This is a genomic window from Streptomyces natalensis ATCC 27448 (assembly GCF_000935125.1).
GTDB lineage: Bacteria > Actinomycetota > Actinomycetes > Streptomycetales > Streptomycetaceae > Streptomyces > Streptomyces natalensis.
Window position 1 is genome coordinate 269,881 of record NZ_JRKI01000063.1, and the last position, 24,829, is coordinate 294,709.

General features: G+C 71.5%; 18 protein-coding genes and 1 pseudogene. 8 read left to right on the top strand and 11 right to left on the bottom strand.

Going from position 1 to position 24,829, the window contains the following annotated elements; genetic code table 11:
* Positions 1-153: 153 nt before the first annotated feature.
* Positions 154-801: a TetR family transcriptional regulator gene (locus SNA_RS37780; protein WP_030069569.1), complete on the bottom strand. Its 648-nt coding sequence runs from the start codon at positions 799-801 to the stop codon at positions 154-156.
* A 340-nt stretch (positions 802-1,141) separates the two neighbouring features.
* Here SNA_RS37780 and SNA_RS37785 point away from each other — a divergent pair, with 340 nt between their 5' ends.
* A complete protein-coding gene (locus SNA_RS37785; RefSeq protein ID WP_030069571.1) occupies positions 1,142-1,906 on the top strand; it encodes a VOC family protein in 765 nt (254 codons plus the stop codon).
* 693 nt (positions 1,907-2,599) lie between these two features.
* Positions 2,600-5,003 (top strand): annotated as a pseudogene (gene afsK, locus SNA_RS45415) (protein serine/threonine kinase AfsK).
* Between the two features lie 39 nt (positions 5,004-5,042).
* Here afsK and SNA_RS37795 read toward each other — a convergent pair.
* Positions 5,043-5,915, bottom strand: coding sequence for a hypothetical protein (locus tag SNA_RS37795; protein WP_338059857.1), 873 nt, complete (start codon positions 5,913-5,915; stop codon positions 5,043-5,045).
* Positions 5,916-6,129: 214 nt separating this feature from the next.
* On the opposite strand from SNA_RS37795, the gene SNA_RS37800 reads away from it, so the two are divergent.
* The gene (locus SNA_RS37800) at positions 6,130-6,690 is read left to right on the top strand and encodes a hypothetical protein (RefSeq protein WP_241779998.1); all 561 of its coding nucleotides are present in this window, start codon (positions 6,130-6,132) and stop codon (positions 6,688-6,690) included.
* 14 nt (positions 6,691-6,704) lie between these two features.
* Here the strand turns inward: SNA_RS37800 and SNA_RS37805 are convergent, their stop codons facing one another.
* The 3 genes from SNA_RS37805 to SNA_RS37815 all read right to left on the bottom strand — a co-directional run bounded on the left by SNA_RS37805 (position 6,705) and on the right by SNA_RS37815 (position 9,226).
* Positions 6,705-7,433: an enoyl-CoA hydratase/isomerase family protein gene (locus SNA_RS37805; RefSeq protein ID WP_044368951.1), complete on the bottom strand. Its 729-nt coding sequence runs from the start codon at positions 7,431-7,433 to the stop codon at positions 6,705-6,707.
* Between the two features lie 110 nt (positions 7,434-7,543).
* Positions 7,544-8,026, bottom strand: a complete 483-nt coding sequence (locus tag SNA_RS37810) for a Zn-ribbon domain-containing OB-fold protein (protein WP_044368850.1) — start codon at positions 8,024-8,026, stop codon at positions 7,544-7,546.
* Positions 8,027-8,074: 48 nt separating this feature from the next.
* Positions 8,075-9,226, bottom strand: a complete 1,152-nt coding sequence (locus SNA_RS37815; protein ID WP_030069581.1) for a lipid-transfer protein — start codon at positions 9,224-9,226, stop codon at positions 8,075-8,077.
* A 108-nt stretch (positions 9,227-9,334) separates the two neighbouring features.
* Between SNA_RS37815 and SNA_RS37820 the strand changes: the two genes are divergently transcribed.
* Entirely contained in the window at positions 9,335-10,981 is a 1,647-nt protein-coding gene (locus SNA_RS37820) for a FadD3 family acyl-CoA ligase (RefSeq protein ID WP_030069582.1), read from the top strand.
* Positions 10,982-11,032: 51 nt separating this feature from the next.
* Here the strand turns inward: SNA_RS37820 and SNA_RS37825 are convergent, their stop codons facing one another.
* The 5 genes from SNA_RS37825 to afsR all read right to left on the bottom strand — a co-directional run bounded on the left by SNA_RS37825 (position 11,033) and on the right by afsR (position 17,567).
* On the bottom strand, positions 11,033-11,638 hold the full coding sequence (locus SNA_RS37825) for a TIGR03086 family metal-binding protein (RefSeq protein WP_044368853.1): 606 nt from the start codon (positions 11,636-11,638) through the stop codon (positions 11,033-11,035).
* 198 nt (positions 11,639-11,836) lie between these two features.
* Positions 11,837-13,645, bottom strand: coding sequence for a class I adenylate-forming enzyme family protein (locus SNA_RS37830; protein ID WP_078970487.1), 1,809 nt, complete (start codon positions 13,643-13,645; stop codon positions 11,837-11,839).
* Between the two features lie 132 nt (positions 13,646-13,777).
* A complete protein-coding gene (locus SNA_RS43025; protein WP_157880197.1) occupies positions 13,778-13,954 on the bottom strand; it encodes a hypothetical protein in 177 nt (58 codons plus the stop codon).
* A 195-nt stretch (positions 13,955-14,149) separates the two neighbouring features.
* On the bottom strand, positions 14,150-14,335 hold the full coding sequence (locus SNA_RS37835) for a hypothetical protein (protein WP_044368855.1): 186 nt from the start codon (positions 14,333-14,335) through the stop codon (positions 14,150-14,152).
* A 229-nt stretch (positions 14,336-14,564) separates the two neighbouring features.
* Positions 14,565-17,567 (bottom strand): SARP-family global regulator AfsR, encoded by a 3,003-nt coding sequence (afsR, locus tag SNA_RS37840; RefSeq protein ID WP_476718260.1) that lies wholly within the window; start codon positions 17,565-17,567, stop codon positions 14,565-14,567.
* Between the two features lie 333 nt (positions 17,568-17,900).
* Here afsR and SNA_RS37845 point away from each other — a divergent pair, with 333 nt between their 5' ends.
* The gene (locus SNA_RS37845) at positions 17,901-19,181 is read left to right on the top strand and encodes an amidohydrolase family protein (protein ID WP_338059858.1); all 1,281 of its coding nucleotides are present in this window, start codon (positions 17,901-17,903) and stop codon (positions 19,179-19,181) included.
* 133 nt (positions 19,182-19,314) lie between these two features.
* Positions 19,315-19,977, top strand: a complete 663-nt coding sequence (locus SNA_RS37850; RefSeq protein WP_030073617.1) for an HAD family hydrolase — start codon at positions 19,315-19,317, stop codon at positions 19,975-19,977.
* Here the strand turns inward: SNA_RS37850 and SNA_RS37855 are convergent.
* Positions 19,958-21,148, bottom strand: a complete 1,191-nt coding sequence (locus SNA_RS37855) for a helix-turn-helix domain-containing protein (protein ID WP_241780000.1) — start codon at positions 21,146-21,148, stop codon at positions 19,958-19,960. The genes SNA_RS37850 and SNA_RS37855 overlap by 20 nt on opposite strands.
* A gap of 1,300 nt (positions 21,149-22,448) precedes the next feature.
* Between SNA_RS37855 and SNA_RS37860 the strand changes: the two genes are divergently transcribed.
* Both SNA_RS37860 and SNA_RS37865 read left to right on the top strand, forming a co-directional pair.
* Positions 22,449-23,213: a MerR family transcriptional regulator gene (locus tag SNA_RS37860; protein ID WP_030073613.1), complete on the top strand. Its 765-nt coding sequence runs from the start codon at positions 22,449-22,451 to the stop codon at positions 23,211-23,213.
* 570 nt (positions 23,214-23,783) lie between these two features.
* Positions 23,784-24,734, top strand: a complete 951-nt coding sequence (locus tag SNA_RS37865; RefSeq protein WP_044368864.1) for an LLM class F420-dependent oxidoreductase — start codon at positions 23,784-23,786, stop codon at positions 24,732-24,734.
* Positions 24,735-24,829: the final 95 nt, after the last annotated feature.

Consider the following 24,829-nt stretch of genomic DNA (forward strand, 5'->3'; position numbering starts at 1 on the left):
GCCGCACGGCACCCGCTGCGGCGGTGCAGCTATGGCAGGACGGCTACAGGACGGATGGCGGCTGCTCGTGACGGCTCCTCGGTCGGCGTCGATGGCGTGCGAAACCGGCGTTCGCCCGGTGAGGCGCGTAGGCGGCGTCGGTTGTTGCGCCGCCTATTTCGTCGGCTTCTTGCCCGTGACGCCGAGGTGGACCAGCAGTGCCAGATTGGGCTTGAGCTCGGCCTGTTTGACGCCCCAGCTCTGGAAGCCCTTCTGGTGGCCGGCGACCGCCGCCAGCATCGCGACGATCGAGCCGGCCATGGCCGCCGCGCTCACGTCCTTGTCGACCTTGTTCTTGCTCTGGAGCTCCTCGATGGACTCCGTAAGGGAGTTGGTGACGGCATTGAGGATCTTCATGCGGATCTTGTAGAACCGCTTGTCGCCCTCGGCCGCGCCCAGATCCACGACGCGCAGAATCGCATCGTTCTTGCGCCAGAAGGAGAGAAAGCCGTCGACGAGCTCCTCCGCCGTCTGCCAGCCGGACTTGCCCACCCAGGGGCGTCCGGCGACAAGACCGGTCAGACTTGCGCCTTCTTTGGCCATCTCCTCGGCGATTTCGAGGACGGCGCCCTCCACGTCCGGGAAGTACTGATAGAACGTTGCGGGTGAAGTCCCCGCTTTTCGGGCCACATCGATGACTTTGACGTCCCGGTAGGGGGACGAACTGAGCATTTCACTGAGGCAGTCGAGCAGCTTCTGCCGCGTCGCCTGACCACGGCGGCCGGCAACTCTGCCGTCGACGGTTCGCACTTGTCCTGTCATGCCGTCAGCTTACCGAGGGGTGATCGGAGCGCGATTTGGCTGCCTGCAAATGGGGACGCGGGAGTTAACGGTGCCCGACCCCTCCTGCCGCCCCGGTTGCGGCCTCCTGCCCGGCCGCGAATCCGCAGGGCGGCGCTTGATCCGAACCGGTGAATGGTCTTATCAACAGGCTGTGGACAACTTTGGTGGACAAGCGCAAGGGGTGTCGGTGGCAAGTGCGCGCAGCGTATGGCCCGTTGTGTGTCCGTACGCCGATGACCTGCGTCAACCCGTCAATGAATCGTCCACACGTTCGAGTGCTCGTCGGGCGGGGCGCCCGTACCGCCGTTAGCGTGGACTTATGACTGCACTCGCGGACGGCGCTCCCTGCTGGGCGGACGTCATGCTGCCCGATCTCGAACGGGGCAAGCGCTTCTACGGCGGCCTCCTGGGCTGGACGTTCTCCGAGAGTGCCCCCGCGTCCGGCGGCTACACCCAGGCCCTGCGCAACGGCAAGAGGGCCGCCGGGCTGATGCCCCGGCAGGGTGACCGCGCCCCCACGGCCTGGGGGCTCTACTTCGCGACCGGCGACATCGAGCGCACCGCAGCCCTGATCCGGGGCGCGGGCGGGCGGATCCTCACCGCGCCCATGGAGGTCGGCGCGCTCGGCACGATGCTGATAGCGGCCGATCCCTCCGGTGCGGTGTTCGGCGCCTGGCAGGCCGGCGCGCACCGCGGCTTCGAGACCGGCCGGGAGCCCGGCGCGTACCTCTGGATGGGGCTGCACACCCGGGATGCCGCGGCGGCCGACGCCTTCTACGGCACGGTCTTCGGCTTCGAGGGCGTCACCGACAGCCCGATGGCGCGCCCCGGCTTCCTGCCGTGGCGGCTGCCCGGCCAGGCCCGCGAGATCGGCTGCCGGGTCGAGATGGACGCGACCTACCCGCAGGAGGCGCCGGCGCATGTCCTCGTCTGCTTCCTCGTCGACGCGATGGACGCCGCGGTGCGCACCGCGACCGGCCTCGGCGGCAGCGTGGTCATCCGGCCGCAGCCGACGCCGGGCGGCCCGTTCGCCGTGTTCTGCGACAACCAAGGCGCCGGGTTCGGCGTCATAGGTCTGAGGTGAAGTGGCCCTCGGGGCAGCAGAATTGGGCCGGTGGATGCGGGTTGACGGACGAGGGCCGGTGGACGGGGTCTGTGGACGGGGCCGGTGCGGACCGGCGGGCACGGAGGTGGAAAAGGGTGGGAGCGCGGGGGAATACGCAGGGTGCGCGCGGTGCTGCACCCAGAAGCGTCGTGCCGTACGGGCGCACGGCGTACGGGAGGGCGGCAGCCGGCGACAGCGGCGGTGGTCGGGACGGGGGCGGTATGACCGGCAGGGGGCGGGCGTGCAGGAGCGCGGGGGCCGGGCTGGGGGTGCCGCCCGGCGGTAGCTGGGGGAGGGCGGGCATCGCGTCGGGGCCGCTGCGGCGCGGAATACGGGGCGGAGTGCGGGACGGCGCGATACCGGCAACGGCAGGCAGGTGACCGGCGGGTAACCCTCCCGGTGGCCCGTCGTCATCGGACGTATCGGCGCACGTCACATGGGTGGCGATAACGCCGGGTAACGGTCGCGGCGGATGTGACGGGGCGTGATCCGTGACACGACGCCCAGCCCCGGGTTCGCACCGATCGGCCCGGCCAGGAAGAATCACCACGCGTACGGCCGTTTCGGCCATGCGGTGAGACGCTGCACGGGGCAGTGGCTCTCGGCGGCTCGTGGCTCTGGAGAGTCTCTTTTTACGCCCCACGGGGAGGTGGCAGGCAAGTGGTGGAGCAGCTGAAGCAGCTGACGCAGCACGATCCCCGGCGGATCGGGCCGTTCGAGGTGCTCGGCCGTCTCGGGGCCGGCGGCATGGGGCTGGTCTATCTGGCGCGCTCGGCGTCCGGCCGGCGCGTCGCGATCAAGACGGTGCGTACCGAGCTCGCCGAGGACCAGCTGTTCCGGGTCCGCTTCACACGCGAGGTCGAGGCGGCCCGCGCGGTCAGCGGTTTCTACACCGCGGCGGTGGTGGACGCCGATCCGCGGGCGGCGGTGCCGTGGCTGGCGACGGCGTACGTCCCCGCGCCCTCCCTGGAGGAAATAGTCAATGAGTGCGGTCCGCTGCCGGCCCAGGCGGTGCGCTGGCTGGCGGCCGGTATCGCCGAGGCGCTCCAGTCGATCCACGGCGCGGGCCTGGTGCACCGCGACCTGAAGCCGTCGAACGTCCTGGTGGTCGAGGACGGCCCCCGGGTCATCGACTTCGGTATCGCCTCCGGGGTGTCCAACACCCGGCTGACCATGACCAACGTGGCCGTCGGCACCCCGGCGTACATGTCGCCCGAGCAGGCCCGCGACTCACGCAGCGTGACGGGTGCCAGCGATGTCTTCTCCCTGGGCTCGACGCTGGTCTTCGCCGCCACCGGGCATGCGCCCTTCCACGGCGCCAACCCCGTCGAGACGGTCTTCATGCTGCTGCGCGAGGGCCCGGACCTGACGGGGCTGCCGGCGGAGCTGCGGCCCCTGATGGAGTCCTGTATGCAGATGGAGGCGGCCCACCGGCCGTCCCCCGCCGATCTCCAGTCCCAGCTCGCGCCCCACCTCTTCAGCTCCGGCAGCGACGACAGCGGTACGGCCTCGGCCTGGCTGCCGCCGGGCGCGGTGGCCCTCATCGAGCAGCGCCGCGGCGGCCGCTCCGCCCTCGGGCCGGCTCGGCGCGGGCCCCGGCGCGCACCGCGGCGACCCCCGCTCCGGCGGCCCCGGCCCGATGCCGCCGTCCGCCCCGCTGGGCCGGGACGCCTCGACCGCCCGGGTGACCCCGGTCTCCGCGGCCCCGCCGCCCGCCGCGTCCCCGGAGGGCGGCCCGGTCCGTCTCGCGGGCTCGCCCGCCCCGATAGGGCCCGGCCCGCGCGCCGCCGAGGCACGCGAACCGCAGCCGCACGCCCAGGCCGGTGCCGCCACGAACTGGGTGCGGCCGCCCGGCGGTGCACCGTCCGCCGCCCTGCCCCACCAGGGCAACGGCGCCGAGGCCGCGCCGCCCCCGCCGCCCGAGCAGCCGACCGCCGAGCCGGGCCGCTGGCGCCCCTGGCGCTTCCGGATGTCCAACGACGTCTGGGGCACCCCGGAGGTCTCCGGAGATCTGCTCTACGTCACCTCCTTCGAGGTGCACGCCCTCGATGTGGCCAGCGGGCGGCGGAAGTTCAAGACCCGCGACGTGGCCTGGGCGATGGCCGTCGCCGACGGACGCATCCATGCCTCCGACGGCCCGAGCCTGTATGCGCTGGACGCCGACGACGGCTCCGAGCGCTGGCGGATCGCCACCGACGGCTGGGTCTACGCCCTCCAGGTCGAGCGCGGCACGGTCGTCACCAGCACCCGCGGCGGCGGCGTACAGGCGTGGGAGGCGGGCACCGGCGAGAGGTTGTGGGAGACCGCCGGCGCCCAGACCGACTTCGAGACCGCCGAGGCCGGGCCCGTACTGCACGACGGCACGGTGTACGTCTGGGCCGACGCCCGGCTCAAGGCGCTGGAGGCGCGTACGGGCGCCGAGCGCTGGTCGTACCCGGTGGGCGACGCCGCGTCCTGCGGCGGGGTGCCGATGCGGCTGCTGCCCGCGCCCGACGGCGTGGTCTATGTGGTCGCCGGGACGCGGGTGCTGGCGCTGGACAGCGCCCGCGGCGAGGTGCGCTGGCACTTCGAGGCGCCCGCGGTGTTCCTCAGCCCGCCCGCCTTCGCCCCCGGTCCCGCCGTCACCGGCGGCGGGATCTACCTGGCGGACTACCTCGGCACGGTCTACGCCCTGGATCCGTCCGACGGCCGCGACCGCTGGCGGATCGCCACCGAGGCGCGCCAGTCCACCGAGCCGGTGCTGGTGGCCCACGGTGCCGTCCACCTGGGCAGCGGCAAGGCGCTCTACACCCTGGATGCGGTGACCGGCACCCCGCGCTGGCGGTTCCAGGCCGGTGCGGAGGTCGTCGGCGCACCGGTCGTCGCCGAGGGCCGGGTGCACTTCGGCTCCGCCGACCACTGCCTGTACACGCTGGATGCGATGGGCGGCCAGCTGCGCTGGAAGCTGGCGACCGGAGGTGAGATCACCGGCTCGCCGGTGGCGGTCGGCGGCGTGGTCTACGCGTGCAGCAAGGACCGCTGTGTGTACGCGCTGGACGCGGCGAAGGGGACGGGGCAGGCGCGCCGCCCCGCGTAACGCCCCTCGGGGCGCGTGGATCCGCCGGGGTGCGCGGGGCTACTGCCCTTCCTCCGGCGGCCGTTGGGCGTCGGGCCGCCGCTGTTCCCTGCCCCACTCCACCGGCGGCGTGGGCGGCCGGCGCTGCGTCGTCCGGGTCGGGGGCGGCGGAGGCGGGGGAGGAGTCGGGCGGGGCCACGGTTCGGTGGACGGCTCATGGGGCGGGCGCCCGCCGCCGTAACCGGGCCGGGGCAGCGGCCGGGTGTCCGGCCCCTCGTCCGGCGGCTCGCTCTCGTAGCCGTACTGGTCGTGCGCATACCGGTCCTGGGTGTACCGGTCGCCGCCGTACTGGTCATCGGCGTGCTGCTCCGGGGTCCATTCCTGGTGCGCCGGGTCATGCGTCACCGGGCGCCCCGGGTCCCAGGGTTCGGCCGCCGTGGGGGGAGGAGGCGGGGGAGCCGCCCGCTCGTCGTCGCGGCCGTACCCGTCGTCGTACCCCTGGCCGTAGCGCGGCCCGGCCCCGCGGCCGGCGACCCGGCTGCCGCGGCCGCTCATCACCAGGGCGCCGAGCAGCATCAGCGCACCGCCGCCGAGGGCGTTGGGCACGCCCACGCCCAGGCCGCGGGCGCCCGCGGTCAGTTCGCCCGCCGCCTGCCCCTGGCGGACCATCCACACGACGGTGAAGCCCAGCACGACGATCCCCGCGAGCGCGACCAGCAGCCGTGAGCGCAGCGCCACGCCGGCCAGGGTCATCAGGCCCGCGAAGGCCAGCGGCAGAAAGAGGGAGCCGTACAGGGAGGCACGGTTGTCGCTGATGCCGTTGAAGAGGTCCTCGATACGGAAGCTGCTTCCGTGACGGCCGTCGTACCAGGGACGGAAGGGGCTCCAGACGGCGGCCGTCGCTCCGATGAGGGCGATCAGGGATCCGCTCACGTTGCGCACCACTGGCGTCGCCTCGCTTCGCATCGTCCTGAGGTCCTCGGGACCGACGCTACGCCTGACCGTCCGTGCTCGCTATCTCGCCGGCCCCTTTCGGGCCTCCGTCGGACTGTCACCGGCCCTTGCTAGGGTGCCGTGCACGCGTCAGGCAACGCATGGCGCCGTCATCACGTCTTCAGGGGGATGGGCAAAAGGCATGAAGCTGCGCATGCGCACACGAGGTACCCAGGGCATAGCGAGCGGGCGGCGTACGGGCACCCGGATGTTCGCCGCCGCGGGAATGGCACTGGCCACCGTCACGACGGTCGGCGGCTGCGCCCTGCCCGGAGCGGACATCAAGGTGCCGGCGCCCACCCTCAGCCCCTTGGACAGCTACAACCCGAACGACCCGACCCCCTCGGAGACCCCCACGGACGAGGACACCTACTCGCCCGAGCCCGAGAACACCGAGGAGACCTTCGACCCGGACGGCCGCGACGATGTCACCGGCAGGAACTGTGACTTCTCCCGGTCGCTGGGCCAGTTCACGTACACGGTCTCGATCACCAACCCGTCCAGCGAGAACACCTACTCCTACGACATGGTGGTCAACTGGATGAAGGAGAAGCCGGCCGACGGCAAGGCGTGGGGCGTCCACCAGCGCAGCATCACCGTCGGCCCCGGCGACACCGAGACCTACACCGCCAAGTACTCCGTCAACTGGGGCAACAACTACGGGCCGTTCTCGTACAGCTGCCAGATCACGCGGGCGGAGAAGACCAAGCTCTGATACGGCCTTGGGGGTCAGCGCACCCTGTGGTCCCGGGTACGGGCCGTGAACAGCCGGGCCTGGAGTTCCGGCGCCGCATTGCCGAGCGCGATCAGTTGCGGCGCCGCCGCCAGCGCCTGCGCACGGGCGGCCTCGCGCGCCGACCACACCGCCCGTACGGTCCCCTGGACGGCCGCCGTCGGGTAGCCGGCGATGACCGCGGCCGCCCGCAGTGCGGCCGCCACCGCCGCACCGTCCGGGACGACCTCCGAGACCAGCCCGGTCTCGTGCGCCCGCGCCGCCGAGAGCCGCTCCGCCGTCCCCATCAGCGCCATCCGCGCCACCTCGCCGAACGGCATCCGCTGCGCCATGCCGATCGCCTCGTAGGCGCTGACCATGCCGTAGGTCGTATGGGGATCGAAGAAGGTGGCCGACTCGGCGGCGATGAGGAATTCGCACTCGCCCAGCAGATAGAACGCGCCGCCGCAGGCCATACCGCCGACGGCCGCGATGACCGGCTTCCACAGGTCGTTCGCCTTCGGGCCGATCGTCAGCAGCGGATCGTCGATCGCGTACGGGGAAGCGGGCTGGGGCACGCTGACGGACCGGTCGATGCCGGTGCAGAAGGCGCGTCGGCCCGCTCCGGTCAGGACCACCGCACGGATCGTGTCGTCGCGGCGGATCGCGCGCCAGGTGGCGGCGAGGGCGGCGGCGGTTTCCAGGTCGATCGCGTTGTGCCGTTCGGGCCGGTCGATCGTCACCAGCGCGACGCCGTCGTCGCCGGGGGTCTCGACGCGGACGGTGGGGGCGGCGGGGGGAGTGGAGGCGGTGCGGCCGGTGAGGTCGGCGCCGTTGGTCGTGCCGTCGGGGCCGGTCACGGTCGCTCCAGGAGCCAGCGGGGTACGGTCACGCCGCCGGGCAGGGTGTGGAAGGCGGCCTTCACCGGGGCGCCGATGCGCAGCCGGGCCGGATCGACGGAGTTGAGGGGCGCGTCGGCGGCGGCGACGAGGTTGCCGACGAGACGGATACGGGGGGCCTCGGCCAGTTCCACCACGACCGCGTTGTAGCCGGGCCGGGCCGCGTAGGCGGGCAGCAGCGGGGGGTGCGGCAGCACATACGACCAGATGCGGCCGCGGCCGCTCATCTTCTGCCAGCGGGCGGCGAAGGACTGGCAGTGCGGGCAGCAGGGGCGCGGCGGGAAGCGCAACTCGTCGCAGTCGGCGCAGGACTGGACGCGCAGTTCGCCGCGGGCGGCGTAGTCCCAGAAGGGTGCGCCGTCGTCGTCGGGAACGGGAAGCAGCAGGTCAGCGGCGGGGTCGGGGCGATTGTCAGTGGGGGGTGTCACGCTGGGTGACATGACTTCACGAACGGATGCACGCAGCGACTCTCCAGAGCTCATCGGCCGTCAACTCCTCAGCAGCAGGGCGGAGGTCGGGACTCCCTCGCCCGCGGTGACCAGGCAGGTGGCGGCGTCCGGGACCTGCGCGGTGCTGGTGCCGCGCAGCTGCTTGACGCCTTCGGTGATCAGGTTGAAACCGTGCACATACGCCTCGGACAGGCCCCCGCCGCCGGTGTTGAGGGGGAGCCGGCCGCCGATCTCCAGCGCACCGCCTTCCGTGAACGCCGCGCCCTCGCCGCGGCCGCAGAAGCCGTAGCCCTCCAGGGAGAGCGGGATGAGGGGGGTGAACGCGTCATAGATCTGTGCCACGTCGACGTCCTGCGGCCCGAGGTCGGCGCCCTTCCACAGCTGGCGGGCGGCGGTCCAGGCGGGGCCGGTGAGCGGGTCGTCGTTCCAGTAGTTGACCATGCCGTGGTGCTGGGCGGGCAGGCCCTGGGCGGCGGAGTGGACGTAGACGGGCCGGTGGCGGCAGTCGCGGGCGCGCTCGGCGGCTACCACGACGCAGGCCAGCGCCCCGTCCGTCTCCAGGCAGTTGTCGAAGAGGCAGAGCGGCTCGCTGATCCAGCGCGCGGTCATATACATCTCGCGGGTCAGCGGGCGGTCGTACATCATCGCGGCCGGGTTCTGGTTGGCCCGGTTGCGGCAGGCGAGCGCGACGTTGAAGAGATGGTCGCGGGTGGCGCCGTATTCGTGCATATAGCGGCGGGCCAGCAGGCCGATCTCGTCGGCCGGGCGCAGCAGTCCGAAGGGGCGGGTCCACTGCGCCGGGGTCGGCAGCTGGACCTGGGTGTTCTTCCAGGGCCGCGGCCCGGAGCCGCGTTTGCGCGAGCGCCAGGCGACGCCGACGCTCGCCTGCCCGGTGGCGATGGCCGCGGCCAGATGCGCCACGGTCGCGCACGAACCGCCCCCGCCGTAACCGACCTTGGAGAAGTGGGTGACGTCCCCGGCGCCGATGGCCTTGGCGATCTCGACCTCGTCCGTCTCCTCCATGGTGTACGAGGCGAACGCGTCCACCTCCGACGGGGCGATCCCGGCGTCGTCCAGCGCCGCCACGATCGCCCGGCACGCCAAGGTCTTTTCGGATCCCGGGAGTTGTTTGGCAAAAGGAGTCTGTCCGATGCCGGCTATCGCCGTAGCGTCCTTGAGGGTCGCCCCCATCGCCACCTCCGTGGTCGGCGGTCAGTGCTGACAGCCGAGGAGGCTACCGCTAATCTGACGGACAGTCAGCTATCGGGTGCAGGGGAACGATGCGGAGGAGGCAGTGCGATGCGCGAGGACCCGGATCCGCGGGCGGACCTGGAATACGGCTCCATCCCCCATCTGGTGCGCGCGGCCGCGCAGCGCCACGGCCCCCGGGAGGCGGTGGTCGAGGGCCGCACCCGCCTCTCGTACGGCGAGCTGGGCGCGCGGGTGGAACGGGCCGCCGCTGCCTGCATCGCCTCCGGCGTCGCCCCCGGCGACCGCGTCGCCGTCTGGGCGCCCAACACCCTGGACTGGATCGTCTCCGCACTCGGCGCCGTCATGGCCGGTGCCGTGCTCGTCCCCGTCAACACCCGCTTCAAGGGCGCCGAAACCGCCTATGTCCTGCGGCGCACCCGCGCCAAGCTCCTCTTCGTCACCGGCACCTTCCTCGGCACGTCCTACGTCGCCTCGCTGCGCCGCGCCGCCCGGGACGGCACCGGCGGCGGCCCGCTGCCCGGACTGCCGCATCTGGAGCGGGTGGTGGTCCTCGCCGACGACGCCCCCGCCGACTTCACCACCTGGAAGGACTTCCTCGCCGCCGGCGCCGCCGTGCCCGCCGCGACGGTCGCCACCCGCGCGGACGGCATCCGCCCGGATGCCCCCTCCGACATCGTCTTCACCTCCGGCACCACCGGCCACCCCAAGGGCGCGGTGATCACCCATGCCCAGACCCTGCGCGCCTACGCCGTCTGGAGCGACCTCGCCGGCCTCCGGGAGGGTGACCGCTATCTGATCGTCAACCCCTTCTTCCACACCTTCGGCTACAAGGCCGGCATCATCGCCTGCCTGCTGCGCGGCGCGACGATGGTCCCCCAGCCGGTCTTCAGCGTGGAGACCGCGCTCGCCAAGATCGCCGCCGAGCACATCTCCGTCCTCCCCGGCCCGCCCACCCTCCATCAGCAGATCCTCGACCACCCCGCCCGCGCCCTGCACGACCTGTCCGCGCTCCGCCTCGTCGTCACCGGCGCCGCGGTGGTCCCGCTGGAGCTGGTCGAGCGGCTGCGCAGCGAGCTGAAGATCTCCACCGTGCTGACGGCCTACGGCCTTTCGGAGAGCTCCGGCCTGGTCACCATGTGCCGCCGCGGCGATCCGCCCGACGTCATCGCCGCGACCTCCGGCCGCGCCATACCCGGCACCGAGGTCCGCGTCGTGGACGCCGCGGGCCGCCCGGCCGCGCCCGGCGACCCCGGCGAGGTCCTGGTCCGCGGCTACACCGTCATGTCCGGCTACTTCGAGGACCCCGCCGGTACGGCCCGCGCCCTGACCCCCGACGGCTGGCTGCGCACCGGCGATGTCGGCATCCTCGACGCCGACGGCAACCTCCGTATCACCGACCGCATCAAGGACATGTTCATCGTCGGCGGCTTCAACGCCTATCCCGCCGAGATCGAGCAACTCCTGGGCCGCCACCCGGACATCGCCGAGATCGCCGTCATCGGCATACCCGATCCCCGCCTGGGCGAGGTCGGCAAGGCGTACGCCGTCCGCCGCCCCGGCTCGTCGCTCACCGCCGACGACCTGATCGCCTGGTCGCGCCGCGAGATGGCCAACTACAAGGTGCCCAGGGACGTCGAGTTCGTCACGGAACTGCCGCGCAACGCGAGCGGGAAGGTGGTCAAGCGGCGGCTGCGGGAAGGGGGCGGGGCGGCGGCCGTTACGGAGGCCGGGTGAGGGGCGCGGGCGGCGCGGCCGGGACCAGGTGGCGGGGCCAGGGTCCGGTGATCACCCGTCCTGCGGCGTCCAGTTGGGGCGGCGGCCGCTGAGGGCCACCACCCGGTCGAGCTGCGACGCGTCGTCCGCGACGGGGACGGGCGGGGCGAAGATGGAGCCCGGGGTGCCTCCCGACTCCTCGACCCAGGAGGAGAGCAGGTCGTACACAACGCCCAGCGTCTCCGGGGCGGGCGCATAGTCCTGGCCCGTGGCGCGCGCCAGGTCCCAGCCGTGCAGGACCAGCTCATTGAGCGCGATCCGCCCGGCGATGGCCCCGGGCAGGGTGACCCCGCCCGCCTGGGTCTCGCCCGTCCAGGCCGCCGGTTCGCGCCAGGCGGCCGCCATCTCGTCCAGATTCCGGGACAGGTCCTCGCGCCAGCCGGCCGTCACCTCCGGCAGCGTCTCCGTCGGCGGCGTGCTGGTCGTCGGCCCGAGGTGCTTGCGTGCCGCGTCCCGGAAGGCGCCGGTCAGCCCGACGAGATGGCCCAGCAGATGCCGTACGGCGTACTCCCCGCACGGTGTGGGGGCGTCCAGCTGCTCCTCCCCGGTGTGTTGCGCCAGCCGCCGCACCAGCTGGGCCTGCGCCGCGAAGTCGATCGGGTCGATCGGGTCGGTCATGGTCCGGTCCGTCCTTCCGTACTGCCGATGTGTCGGGAGAGCCGCCGAGAGGAGAGCCCGTCCAGAAGGCTCCCCGCGGGGCCCCTACCCAGTGAAGACTTGTCCGGCCCCCGGAAGTCATCGCCACACCGGACGGAACAGAACACCGGTCGGAACACCGGTGGGAACGGAACACCGGACCTAACACCGGATGGAATCTCAGGACGCCGCCGGGCCCGCGTCCCGCTCGGCCGCCGGGGCCGCCTTCCCACCGGCCGCCGGGCCCGCCTCCGGCCCCCGCCCCGCGTAGCGCGCCCGTAGGACCGTCTTGAGCACCTTGTTCAGCGGCCCGCCGCGCGGCAGCTCATCGGTGATCTCCAGCTGCTCCGGCAGCTTCTGCGTCATCAGCCCGGCGGCCCGCAGATGAGCGGTCAGTGCGTCCAGCGTCAGCGGCCCACCGCCCGCGCCACCGTCCGCACCGTCGCCCGCACCACTGTCCGCACCGTCGCTCGTACCGCCGCCCGCACCGCCATCCGCCCCCGCGGGCGTCACCACCGCACACACCCGCTCCCCCCGCTCGCGGTCCGGCAGTCCGATGACCGCGACCTCGCCCACCGCCGGATGTGTGCGCAGCAGGTCCTCGATCTCCTGGGCGGAGATGTTCTCGCCCTTGCGGATGATGATGTCCTTCAGCCGCCCGGTGAGCACCAGATGCCCGTCGGGCCGCAGATACCCCAGGTCACCGGTGTGGAAGTAGCCGTCCTCGTCGAACGCCCGGGCGGTCAGCGCCGGATCCGTGTACCGGCGGAAGAGCATCGTCCCCTTGAGCGTCACCTCGCCCGGCTCCCCGGTCGCCGCCGCGCTCCCGTCCGCCCGGACGATCCGCACCTCGGCCCCGGCCACGGGACGCCCCACCGTCCGCCCCAGCTGTTCGTCGCTGTCGTACGGCGTCCCCATCGCGATCATCGGGCACTCCGTCATCCCGTACCCGTGCACGATCGCGCAGTCCAGCTCCCGCGCGGCCTCCGCGTACAGCTCCGGCGGCAGGGGCGCCCCGCCGCCCGACAGCAGCCGCAACGACGGAATCAGCCGTCCCGCGCCCGGCGACTGCGCCCGGTAGCGCCGCGACTCCGTCAGGAACGCCTGATAGAACGCCGTGCTCCCGCCGGCCATGGTCACCCCGCGCCGCCGGTAGACCGCGGCCGCGCGCCCCGCCTCGAAGGTCTCCAGCACCACCGCGGGAAAGCCGCTGACCAGCATCGCGATGACGTAATCCGGACCGGCGACATGCGCGTACGGGAACGCGATCGAGCCGATGTCGTCCGCCGACATCCCAAGCGCGGTGGCCAGCCCCACGCCACCGGCGATCAGCGAGGCGTCCGTGTGCTCGACGCCCTTGGGGGAGGCGGTCGTACCGGAGGTGTAGTAGACCCAGGCGGTACGCCCACGGCCGTCGGCCCCACGGCCGTCGGCCCCACGGCCGTCGGCCCCGCGGTCGCTGCTGCCGCTGCTGCCGCCATCCCTGCTGCTGCCAATCCTGCCGCCGCCGTCTTCGCCGTCCTCGCCGGCCGGATCGGGCACCGTGGCCGGATCCCCCGCCGGCAGTCCGCCCGCCAGTGAGACGACCCGCACCCCGTCCCCGGCCAGCTTCCGCGCCATCGCCCCGTAGTCGAACCCCCGCCACACCCCGGGCACGAGAACGAATTCCGCCGCCGATTCGGCCAGGATGAACCCGACCTCCCGCTCGCGGTGCAGATGAAGGACGGGCGTCTGTACGGCCCCCAGCCGGGCCAGCGCCAGCGAGGCCACCACCGTCTCGATCCGCGTCGGCAACTGCCACACCACCCGCGTCCCGGCTCCGATCCCGAGCCCCCGGAACCCGGCCGCCGCCCGCACCGCCTCGTCCCGCACCTCGTCAAAGGTGACGCTGCGCCCGTCCTCCTCGAAGAACATCGGCCGCCCGGCCGAGGCCCGCGCCCGGTACTCGACCAGATCCCAGAGGGTGTGCATGCGGGCGGGGTCGAACATGGCGCCTCCTCGCGGGTCGCGGGTGGCGTGACTGTAGCAGCGAATCTGACGGTGCGTCAGTATGCGGTCGCTACGCGGGTGAGGCGGCGACTCCTGCGACTCCGGCCGCTCCGCCGCAGCGGTGGCGATGCGTCAGGACTGGTGCCACTCCTGGGCGCCGAGGGCCGCGCTGACGGGCATGTGGCGGTCCAGAGGGGCGACGTTCGGAGCGGCGGCCCGGATCCGGCCGGCCGCCGCGGGGGCGCCGATGGCGCCGGCGAGCGCGGCCGCGAGTGCGAGAACGGCTATGGCGTGTGTGCGGCGGTGCATATCGACTCCTCGACGAAGGTGAATGAGTGGTGTGCGTCAAAAGACGAACGGAAAGACGAACCAGAAGACGCACGGAAAGGCGACCGCGGTGGCAGGAGGCCGGAATGCGGCGCGAACACGCCGCAGGGACCGGTGTCGATGGCCCCCCTCCAAGCCATCGAATCCGGCCCCTGCGATCCCCCGATACGTGCTGGCTTACTGCGGCTCGCCGATGGGCATGTGCTTATCGGCGGCAGCCACCGTCGGGGCCGGGCCACCGTCCCCGGTCACCGGCTTGACGGGCTTCTTCTTCGGCACACGGGGTGCGCCGATGGGCATGTGTTTGTCCAGTGGCTTGATGATGTCGCGGTCACCCGCGGGCGGTACCTGTTCGTTGCTCACTGTGATCAACTCCTGTGTGTGGGCGCTTTGGAAGTGCCCGGCCGGCGACTCCCCCGTGGGCCGCCGGACGGGCACTTCAGAGCCGCTCACCCTAGCGGTGGGGCCTGGCTGCCGAGCCGCTTGCCCCCCGAGGCGGCGGATCGACACTAGAGAGAGTGGCCCGCAGCGATGAACGATCGATAAACGCCCGCGATGAGCGTCCCCACCTGCGATGTTGCGCGGCGCAGCGTCACACTACGTGCGCCGGGGTGAGCAGGGCCTGCACTTCGCGGCCTTCGGGCGAACCCAGCTGTTCATAGATGGGCAGGGCTTCCTGCCAGCACACCCGTGCGCGGCCGCGGTGCCCTATGGCGTCGAGGGCGCGCCCCAGCAGCGTCAGGGCATTGGCGCGCCACCGCTCGCCGCCCACCGCGCGCAGGGCCTTGAGCGCCTGTTCGGCGTGTTCGGCGGCCACGGCCGGACGCCCGTTGCCGAGCTCTATCTCGCCCAGCCTGAGCAGCGTCATCCCTTCCCAGAAGCGCTGGCGGTTGTCCTGGAAGATGGTCAGGGCCTCGGTCAGCTGCTGAAGGGCGTCGTTGAGCCGTCCGGCGCGGGTGAGCGCCAGGCCCAGTGAGTACATGCCGTTGGCCAGCCGCCGGGTGGCGCCGAGCCGCCGGTAGATGCCGATGCCCTCCTCGGCGAGCCGGATGGCGCTGTCCACCCGGCCGACCCCCAGGTGCACGCGGGCCAGGTTGCAGAGCGCGCTCGCCTCGGACTGCTCGTTGTGGTCGTCACGGAACGCCGTGCGCGCCTGGCTGAGGTAGAGCTCGGCGTCCTCGTAACGCTGCTGGATGCCGGCGATGATGCCCCGGTCATTGGGCGCGTTGGACGACGAGAACGCATCCCCGGTGGCCAGCCCCAGCAGCATGGCCGACTGCGCATGCGCGTCCGCCTCGTCGAGCCGCCCCGCCAGGGTGTGCACATTCGTCAGCGAGGTGTGCAGACGAGCCTGTGCACGCTCGTCGCCGATGCCCCGGGCGGCGGCCAGCAGGGTCATATTGGCCTGCTCGTACTGATGCGAGTCGGCGCTGGACTCGGCGAGGTCCAGTGTGAGCAGCAGCAGATCGACGGAGCGTCGCAGGGTCTGCGGTGTGGCCGACTGCTGGGCGCAGGCGAGCAGGCAGCGCGCCTCCCCGAACAGCCACTGGAGCGCCTCGGGGCGGTCGGCGAACTCCAGGCCCGGATAGCCGGGCCGTTCCATGTGGTCGATGAGACGGTCGCCCGGCCGCTCCAGCGCGTACATGTGGGCCGCCGTGGCCAGATAGAAGTCCAGCAGCCGCGACAGCGCCGCATCCCGTTCCGACGGCGGCTGTTCGTCCCGTTCGGCGCACGCCCGCGCGTACAGCCGCACCAGGTCGTGGAAGCGGTACCGGCCGGGGGCCGCCGACTCCAGGAGGGAGGCGTCGACGAGGGACTCGATGAGCTCCTCGGCCTCATCAATATCCAGATCCAGCATCGCCGCAGCCGCCGCCAACGAGATATCCGGCCCGTCCGCCAGCCCCAGCAGCCGGAACGCCCGTGCCTGCTGCGGCTCCAGCTGGCCGTAGCCCAACTCGAAGGTCGCCTTGACGGCCAGGTCGCCGGCGCGCAGTTCGTCCAGGCGGCGTCGTTCGTCGGCGAGTTTGCGGGCCAGGGTGGAGACGGTCCAGGTGCGGCGGGCGGCCAGGCGGGAGGCGGCGATGCGGATGGCCAGGGGCAGGAAGCCGCAGGCGCCCACGACGGCCATGGCGGCCTGGCGTTCGGAGGTGACGCGTTCCTCGCCGACGATCCGGGTGAAGAGGGCCAGCGCCTCCTCGGGGCTCATCACATCGAGGTCGATGAGGTGGGCGCCCGCCAGATCGATCATGCGGGCGCGGCTGGTGATCAGGGCGGCGCACCCCTCCGTACCGGGCAGCAGCGGCCGGACCTGGGCGGCGTCGCGGGCGTTGTCCAGGAGGGCCAGGACGCGCCGGCCGGCGAGCGTGGAGCGGTAGAGGGCGGAGCGCTCGGCCAGCCCGTCGGGGATGGCGGAGTCCGGGGTGCCCAGGGAGCGCAGGAAGGCGCCGAGGACGGCCTCGGGTTCGGACGGGGTGTGGCCGGCGCCCTGGAGGTCGACGTAGAGCTGCCCGTCGGGGAAGTGCTCGCGGGCGGCGTGGGCGACATGCACGGCCAGCGTCGTCTTGCCGACGCCGCCGATGCCGGTGAGCGCGGAGACGGCCATCACGCTGCCCTCGGCGGTGGCGAGTTGATCGCCGAGCTCGGCGACGAAGGAGGCGCGGCCGGTGAAGTCGGCGACGGTGGCGGGAAGTTGCTTGGGGCGCAGCACGACGCGGTCGGCGGCGTCCGGGCCGTCCGGGACGACGGCCGGCGCGTCCAGATCGGTGTCGGCGCGCAGGATGCGCTGCTGGAGATCGGAGAGCGAGGCGCGGGGCTCGACGCCGAGTTCGTCGTCGAGCAGCTTGCGGGTGTCGGTGTAGACCGCCAGCGCCTCGGCCTGCCGCCCGCTGCGGTACAGCGCCAGCATCAGCAGCTCGCGCAGCCGCTCGCGCAGCGGGTGGGCGGCGGTCAGGGCGGTCAGTTCGGAGACGGCTTCGGCGTGGCAGCCCAGTTCCAGCTCCAGTTCGAGCCGGGTCTCCAGGAGGGACAGGCGCCACTCCTCCAGCCGGGTGCGCTGGGTCTCGACGTACGGGCCCGCGAGGCCGGCCAGCGGTTCGCCGTCCCACAGGGTCAGCGCGGAGTCCAGCAGCGCCCGGGCGCGGCCGCGGTCCCCGGCGGCGCGCGCCTTCTCCGCCTCCGCCGCGTGCTGTTCGGCGTGGTCGTGGTCGAGGTCGAGGGGGTGGCCGTCCGTCGACCGGATCGCATAGCCGCCGGACTCGCTGACCAGCGCATCGGCGTCCGCGCCGAGCGCCTTGCGGATCCGGGAGGCGTAGGTGCGCAGCGCGGCCAGCGCGGCGTGCGGCGGCTCGTCGCCCCACAGGGCGTCGACCAGTTCGGCCGCGGTGGCGGTGTGCCCGCCGCGCAGCAGCAGTGCGGCCAGCAGCGCCCGCTGCTGCGGGGAGCCCGCCACCAGGGGCGTTTCGCCGCGCCAGGCCCGTACGGGACCGAGCACGGTGAAGCGGAGCCGCTCCTGCCGCTGCCCCGTACCGTCGTCCATCGTCTCCCCCTGCCCTGTCCGATCGTCTACGCGCTGTTCGCGCGCATCCGCTGTGCGCAACGGTCAGTCTGCCTTGTCAGGGCCCCTTGCGTCAGTAGGGGTCCGGAGCGTCCACAAAGCCTCCCCGGGTGTTCATGGGCGCCGACAGGGAGGCGCACGAGGGGGCGCGGAGGCCCGTATTCCGTGCGCCCCCTGTGTGCGCCTCCTGGGTTTCCCTTGGTGTCAGCACCCTGAAGTCCCTTGGTGTTCCCCGGTGTTCGTTCCCGGGGTTCGCTCCCCGGGCATCTGTACGCGGATGAGCCGCCGGTCGGTTCCCGTACCGCGCGGTTTGCGGGCGCGATCGCCGGCGCAGCGATTGCTGACGGATCGTCAGATCGACGCTACCGTGGCGCCATGGAGACCACGGAGACCATGGACGCCACGGAGACCTCCCCGACCTTCCCCCGGATCATTTCGGTGGACGACCACACGGTGGAACCACCCCACGTCTGGCGCGACCGACTCCCCTCGAAGTACCAGGACATCGGCCCGCGCATCCTCCGCGCCCCCGTGAGGTCCATGAGCTTCGTGGGCGGGAAATTCGCCCCCGAGATGGGCGCCCCGGGCGACGACGGCCCGATAGCCGACTGGTGGGTCTATGAGGATCTGCACCGCCCGCTGACCCGCCTCGACACCGCCGTCGGCCACTCCCGTGACGAGATCCGGCTGGAGGGCATCACCTACGAGCAGATGCGCCCCGGCTCCTTCAGCGTGCCCGAGCGGCTGGCCGACATGGACGTCAACCACGTCCAGTCCGCCCTCTGCTTCCCCACCTTCCCCCGCTTCTGCGGCCAGACCTTCACCGAGGCCAAGGACCGCGAGCTGGCCCTGCTGTCCGTGCGCGCGTACAACGACTGGATGGTGGAGGAGTGGTGCGGCCCGCGGGCGCACGGCCGGCTCATTCCCCTGACGCTCATCCCCTTGTGGGACCCGGAACTCGCCGCCACGGAAGTACGGCGCAACGCGGCCCGCGGCGTCCGCGCCGTCTGCTTCAGCGAAATCCCCCCGCATCTGGGCCTGCCCAGCATCCACACCGACCACTGGGACCCGTTCCTGCGCGCCTGCGACGAGACCGGCACCGTCATCGCCATGCACATCGGCTCGTCCTCGAAGATGCCCTCCACCTCCCCCGACGCCCCGCCCGCCGTCGGCTCCACCATCACCTTCGCGAACTGCTGTTTCTCGATGGTCGACTGGCTGATGAGCGGCGCCTTCGACCGCTTCCCCCACCTGAGGATCATGTACGCCGAGGGCCAGGTCGGCTGGATCCCCTACATCCTGGAACGCGCCGACGTCGTCTGGGAGGAGAACCGCGCCTGGGGCGGCGTCGCCGACAAGGTCCTGCGCCCGCCGTCCGAACTCTTCGCCGACCACGTGTACGGCTGCTTCTTCGACGACGCCTTCGGCCTGAAGAACCTGGACGCCATCGGGGTCGGCAACGTCCTGTACGAGACGGACTACCCGCACTCGGACTCGACCTGGCCCAAGTCGAGGGAGGTCGGGGAGTCGCAGATGGGGCACCTGGCCCCGGACGTGGTGGAACGCGTCGTACGGGGCAACGCGATCGAACTGCTGGGGCTCACGGGGGAGGGGCTCTGGGGGGCGGGGGGCCAGGCTCGCCCCATGGCTGACTGAACTTCCTTCAGGTGCCCACCGCGACGGAGCACCGCGAGGCGGCCTTGAAGTCGGCCCAGTCGGTCGTGACAGCCAGGCCCGCGACGGTAGTGCGCGGGCGGCCGCTTGGTCCGGCCGTCAGTATGGTGTCCGCATGATTCGCGCTGTGGTCTTCGATGTCGGCGAGTGCCTGGTCGATGAAACGCGGGAGTACGGCACATGGGCTGATTGGCTCGACGTGCCGCGGCACACTTTCGCAGCGATGTTCGGGGCGGTGATCGCGCAGGGGCGGGACTACCGGGACGTATTCCAGGAGTTCCGGCCCGGCTTCGACCTGTACGAGCAGCGTGAGGCGCGCGCCGCTGCCGGGCAGCCGGAGCACTTCGCCGAATCGGACCTGTACCCGGACGTCCGGCCTGCGCTGGCACAGCTGCGCAGCGAGGGGCTGTGGCTCGGCATCGCCGGGAACCAGACCGTACGAGCGGGGCGCATCCTGCGCAGTCTCTTCGCGGACGACGTCGACCTCATCGGCACATCGGACGACTGGGGGGCCGGCAAGCCGGATCCCGAATTCTTCGCCCGTGTCGCCGCAGCAGTCCCCTTCCGGGCGGAAGAGATCCTCTACGTCGGTGACCGTGTGGACAATGACCTACGGCCCGGTGCGGCTGCCGGAATGCACACCGCTCTCGTCCACCGCGGGCCTTGGGCCACCATCCAGTGGAACACCCCCGAGGCGCGCGAACTGCCGACATTCCGGATCGAGTCGCTTTCGGAACTTCCGGAGGCGATCGCGAAGTTCAACGCGACAGCGCGCTGACGGTCGTTGCCCAGCCGTAGAGGCGCTCATCGAGGTCCCGCACGCACTGATCGTGTTGGTGCGGGGTGAGTGCACGGCGAACTTCCCGGATGCGCTCCATGCCTGTCGCGTACCAGGTGATCTCCAGCTGATCGAGCGCGAGGCAGGCGTACCGGCACGCTTCCTCTGGTTGTCCGGCGGCCGCCTCCACGGCGGCCAAATCGCCGTAGATCACGGTGCGTTGCTTGTACTCCGTGGTTGGCATCTGATCAAGGGCATCCAGCAGTGTGGTGCGCGCCTGCGGCAGGTGCCCGGCCTTCAGCTGAGTGTTCCCCTTGAATGCGGCCAGACGTACCGGAGTGAACCAGTCCATCCATTCCGGGGTGGGGTACTTGGAGCCGTGCGTGAGGGTTTCCTCGCCGTGTCCGATCAGGTGTAGTGCGGTGCGCGTGTTCCCGCACCTGCTTTCGCACTCCGCCTCGACGGCGTCCAGCCACGCCAGCAACTCCGCAGAGGCAGGTCCCCGCCGGGCGTACGTCCGGGCCGCCGCAATGCGTTCCACGACCTTCTCATGGTCACCTGCCCAACCAGGGATGAAGGCGCTGTGGGCGAGGATCGCGGCCCCCAGCAGGGAATCGTCTGCTTCGCCCGCGGCTTGAAGAGCGCGGAGCAAAGTGGGGCCGGCGTCATCAGGCTCGCGAAGATCGAAGAATTCGATGCGCCCCGCGAGCAGCCAGGTCTCGGCGAGGGCCGCCGCCACGGAGTGGCGAGTCCGCCCAGCAGTCTCGGCGAGCAGGGCACACCCCAGGTCCGCGTGAGCGCGGACAGCTGGATGGAGGGTGGCGGGAGCCACGGACCAGTACAGGTGTCGATGGGAGCGGGTGATGCTCTCATAGTCGGATGCCACCGATGCGGGCTGCATGGGTGCGCCGGACTGTGAAGGTACGGCAGGTAGGTGGGCCGCCGCACCGCGTGGTGACACCGGGACGTTTCGCTTCGCGGCCGGGCGGTCGCGGCCCGTGGGGATGACAAACCCAAGTGCTTCTAAGTCCTGGCCGGTGAGTTGCGTGAGACGTTGCTGCATGTCTGGGTGCGGCCAGGGCGGCTTGTCGGATTCCCATCGGCGGACCTGGCGTACGTCGACGCCGAGCGCTTCGGCGAAAGCCTGCTGGGTAAGGTAACCGGCCGCCATGCGAGCCGACTTGAGTCGAACGTTTCCTACAGGCCGCGTCACATTGCACCTCCGTCGTGGGGTCTCTGGGCAGTGTCCCTCCAAAGTCCTTGCTGTGGCTACAGATCACTCGTATGGGGTGCCAAGAGTCCTTATTGACGCGAGGAAATGTCCTTCAGAAGTCCTCGCCATTGGTGAACGGCAGCGCAATTCTTGATTCACGCTCAGCCGAACCCGAACGCCCCAGTGCAGGGGCGGGGTTCCCTACCCGACTGGCCACGTGCAAGACCCCCGCGACGCTGTGGACGTCCGGGGGCGTGGCCTTCAACCCTCTGGAGGTTGACGACAGTGCTTCACGCTATCGGAACGCTCTTTGAATTGCTGCTGTGTCGGTTACTGCCCTCCAGGGGCTGCCACCGCGCAGCCGGCCCCGGCGCCGCCACCCTGTGTGAGGCCGCAACGACTCGCGTGTCTCCCCGCGTGCCCGTCCGGCCGCTTGAGCTGCTGCGTGGCGAGGACTCGTACCTGATCCGCCCGTACGTCCTCACCCCCGAGGAACGGCAGGAACGACGGGCCCAACGCGGTCGGCGACGGACGCTATGGCTGGCCGTGCACGGATACGACGCGGGGCCGCACTGGATTCACGGTGTGGAGGTGACGTCTTGATCGCCGACAGCGCGACGCAGAAGGGCGAGCGGCCTCAGGGCGACACTGGGGACCTTTCGGAGAAGGTCAAGAAGGCGAACGACCAGAGCAAGAAAACGATGGGGAAGCGGTGAAGGGCGGTCGCTGGTCGGCTGATTGGTGGCACCGCCGTGCCCAGCTCACGCAGCCAAAGCAGGCGTCACTCCGGCATAGACGCCAGTTGCAGCGGGAGTTGGACGCGCTGGCTGTCGATCCGGTCTTCGCTGCCGAGTTCGCCACGCAGCTACGCCGGTGCATCGTTCAGCGGTGCGAAGAAGCCCTGTTGGCAGCCATCTTTGACGAAGTGGTGCTCGACTTGGGCGACCGAATCCGATCAACGGGCATGACCGCAGCATCTACAGACTCCGCCCAAGAGAGTGCTCGCTGAGGCGGCGCAGGGTGTACTGGGGAGTCGTCTATGACGTCACTGCTCGGATTCTGCGTCGACACACCCTGTCCTGATGAGGCTCAGACCGGTACCTGAAGCATGTGGGTGCCACCGGCCACGCCCGTTTCGACGGGGCGGGTACGCCCCGCGGCGACTTGCCCGCCGTTCCGGCTTGCGCTTTCCGCTGCGGCAACTTCTACGGTCATGTGTGTGGCCGGAGAGACCGGCCCGGCGAGGGAGGCACCGGCAATGGCCTGGTCGATCGCGGAGGTGGCGCGGATGTCCAAGGTGACATCGCGGACGCTGCGGCACTACGACGAGATCGGCCTGTTGCCGCCCGCATGGATCGGGAGCAACGGGCACCGCTACTACGAGGAGGCCGATCTGCTGCGGTTGCAGCAGATCCTGCTGATGCGGGAGCTGGACCTGGGGCTGCGCGAGATCCAGGCGGTCCTGGACAGCCAGCTCGACCAGGTGGCCGTGCTCCGCGAGCACCACCAGCGGCTGCTCGCGGAACGGGACCGGCTGGAGACGCTGGCCCGTACGGTCGGCCGCACCATCGCCGAACTGGAAGAAGGCAGGGACAACGGAGAGATGACGAAGATCAACAGGCCGGAGAACCTGTTCGAGGGGTTCCAGCCCCCGTCCGAGGCCGAGGCCGAGGTACGGGAGCGGTGGCCGCAGCAGTGGGAGCAGTCCCGGCAGGCCGTCGAGGCGATGACCGCCGAGGACACGGAGCGCTGGCAGCGTGAGGTGACGGCGCAGATGATCCGCATGGCGGAGTTCATGGTGGCCGGCACGCCGGTTGACGACCCCGCGGTACAGGACGAGGTGGACGTCAACTACCAGGGCATCTGCCGGTTCTGGACCCCGACCGCGGCCGCGTACAAGGGAGTGGGCCAGACCTATGTCGACGACCCGCAGATGCGGGCCAACTTCGACAAGATCGCCGACGGTCTGGCCGTCTACCAGCGCGATGCGATGGTCGTCTACGCCGATGCACGGCTGAGCTGACCGCATGCGCACGGCGCGGCGCCATCGGGCTGACCGCGCGCACGGCGCCGGGGGGCTGCAGACCCCCGGCTGTACGCGGCCGTTCCGGCCGCACCACGTTTCGACTGGTCCGTCCTGCTCAGGCCGGTCCGCGGGATTCCGTAGCAGCGCCACCGCCGTGGCCACCAGGTTCCAGTCAGGGGACGCTGTGCCGCTCGCCGAGTGCTCCCCGTGGAAGCCCCCAACACCTCGCGCACGTGCCCACTCCACCGAATCGGCCGCGGCGCGGTCCTTGAGGTTCCAGCGGATGGCGACGTCGACGGTGTTCGCGCCCTCCAGGCCGTAGGTCAGTGCGGCCGCCCACAGTCCGGTCACACCGCCCATCCAGGAGCGACGACAGGTGGACGGGGTGGCCCGGGTGCGCAGAGCCGCGGCGCACCCACGGCAGTCTGTGGCACATCCGAAGCGGTCCCGGTATGTGCCGTGCACACCCCTTGCCTGATGTGGCAACAGTCAGGACGATGGCTCGGCGTTCGCCAAATTGACGATGCGTCAGATATCTGCCCAATGGAGCCGTGAGGAGCCGTCCAGATGGTGCGGACACTGCCCGAGGGACGACTGGTGTACGGGATGCAGCTTCCGGTGCAGTCGCAGAGCACCCTGTACGCGGAGAGCTGGGAGGCGGCGGCCGGGCCCGCCGACCTGGTGGAGATCGCGCGGGCCGCCGACCGGCACGGTTTCGCGTACATCGCCTGCTGCGAGCACCTCGCGATTCCGCAGCGGCTGGCCGCGGCGATGGGCACGACCTGGTACGACCCGGTGGCCACGCTCGCCCATCTGGCGGCCGTGACCGAGCGGGTACGGCTGCTCAGCCATGTCGCCGTAGTGGGGCTCAAACATCCGCTGATCACCGCCAAGCAGTACGCGACGCTGGACCGGCTCTCCGGCGGGCGGCTGATCCTGGGGGTCGGCGCCGGGCACGTACGGGAGGAGTTCGAGGCGCTGGGGGTGGACTTCGGGCGGCGCGGTGCCGTGCTGGACGAGAGCATCGACGCGCTCAAGGCGGCGCTGGGGCCCGAGGAGTTCGCCGAGTTCAAGGGTGTGCGGTTCGCGTTCGCGGGGCTGGGGCAGGCGCCGCGGCCGGTGCAGACGCCGCGGCCGCCCCTCTGGGTGGGCGGCTCCTCGCCCGCCGCCGTACGGCGGGCCGCGGTGCGCGGCGACGGATGGCTGCCGCAGGGCGACCGCCGGGAGCAGCTGCCCGGCCAGATAGACAGGCTGCTGGCCCTACGGGAGGCGGCCGGGATCGAGGAGCCGATCACCGTGGGGACGATCGCCGAACCGCTGTATGTGGGCGAGCCGGGGTGGGAGGTCGGGCGGTGGACCTTGTCGGGGGCCCCGGAGCGGATCGCGGAGTCGCTGCGCGCGTACCGGGCGATGGGGGTGGATCAGATACAGGTGCGGTTCCGCAGCCGGAGCCGAAGCGAACTGGCGGACCAGATGGCCGCGTTCGGGAGTGAGGTCGCGGTGCATTTCGGCGACTGAGCGGCCGAGTGGCTGAGTGGTTGAACGGCTGAATGGCTGAGCGGCTGAGCGGTCTAGTGGTTGAGCGGCTGAGCGGTTGAGTGGCCGGTGGGCCG

Bases quoted from the DNA above. Each gene is read 5' to 3' on its own strand.
- SNA_RS37850 (WP_030073617.1), top strand. From the start codon at position 19,315: ATGATTCGCGCTGTGGTCTTCGATGTCGGCGAGTGCCTGGTCGATGAA.
- SNA_RS37800 (WP_241779998.1), top strand. From the start codon at position 6,130: ATGCGCACACGAGGTACCCAGGGCATAGCGAGCGGGCGGCGTACGGGC.
- SNA_RS37845 (WP_338059858.1), top strand. From the start codon at position 17,901: ATGGAGACCACGGAGACCATGGACGCCACGGAGACCTCCCCGACCTTC.
- SNA_RS37830 (WP_078970487.1), bottom strand. From the start codon at position 13,645: ATGTTCGACCCCGCCCGCATGCACACCCTCTGGGATCTGGTCGAGTAC.
- SNA_RS37815 (WP_030069581.1), bottom strand. From the start codon at position 9,226: ATGGGGGCGACCCTCAAGGACGCTACGGCGATAGCCGGCATCGGACAG.
- SNA_RS37855 (WP_241780000.1), bottom strand. From the start codon at position 21,148: ATGGCGGCCGGTTACCTTACCCAGCAGGCTTTCGCCGAAGCGCTCGGC.
- SNA_RS37865 (WP_044368864.1), top strand. From the start codon at position 23,784: ATGGTGCGGACACTGCCCGAGGGACGACTGGTGTACGGGATGCAGCTT.
- SNA_RS37780 (WP_030069569.1), bottom strand. From the start codon at position 801: ATGACAGGACAAGTGCGAACCGTCGACGGCAGAGTTGCCGGCCGCCGT.
- SNA_RS37785 (WP_030069571.1), top strand. From the start codon at position 1,142: ATGACTGCACTCGCGGACGGCGCTCCCTGCTGGGCGGACGTCATGCTG.
- SNA_RS37810 (WP_044368850.1), bottom strand. From the start codon at position 8,026: ATGTCACCCAGCGTGACACCCCCCACTGACAATCGCCCCGACCCCGCC.
- SNA_RS37825 (WP_044368853.1), bottom strand. From the start codon at position 11,638: ATGACCGACCCGATCGACCCGATCGACTTCGCGGCGCAGGCCCAGCTG.
- SNA_RS43025 (WP_157880197.1), bottom strand. From the start codon at position 13,954: ATGCACCGCCGCACACACGCCATAGCCGTTCTCGCACTCGCGGCCGCG.
- SNA_RS37820 (WP_030069582.1), top strand. From the start codon at position 9,335: ATGCGCGAGGACCCGGATCCGCGGGCGGACCTGGAATACGGCTCCATC.
- SNA_RS37860 (WP_030073613.1), top strand. From the start codon at position 22,449: ATGGCCTGGTCGATCGCGGAGGTGGCGCGGATGTCCAAGGTGACATCG.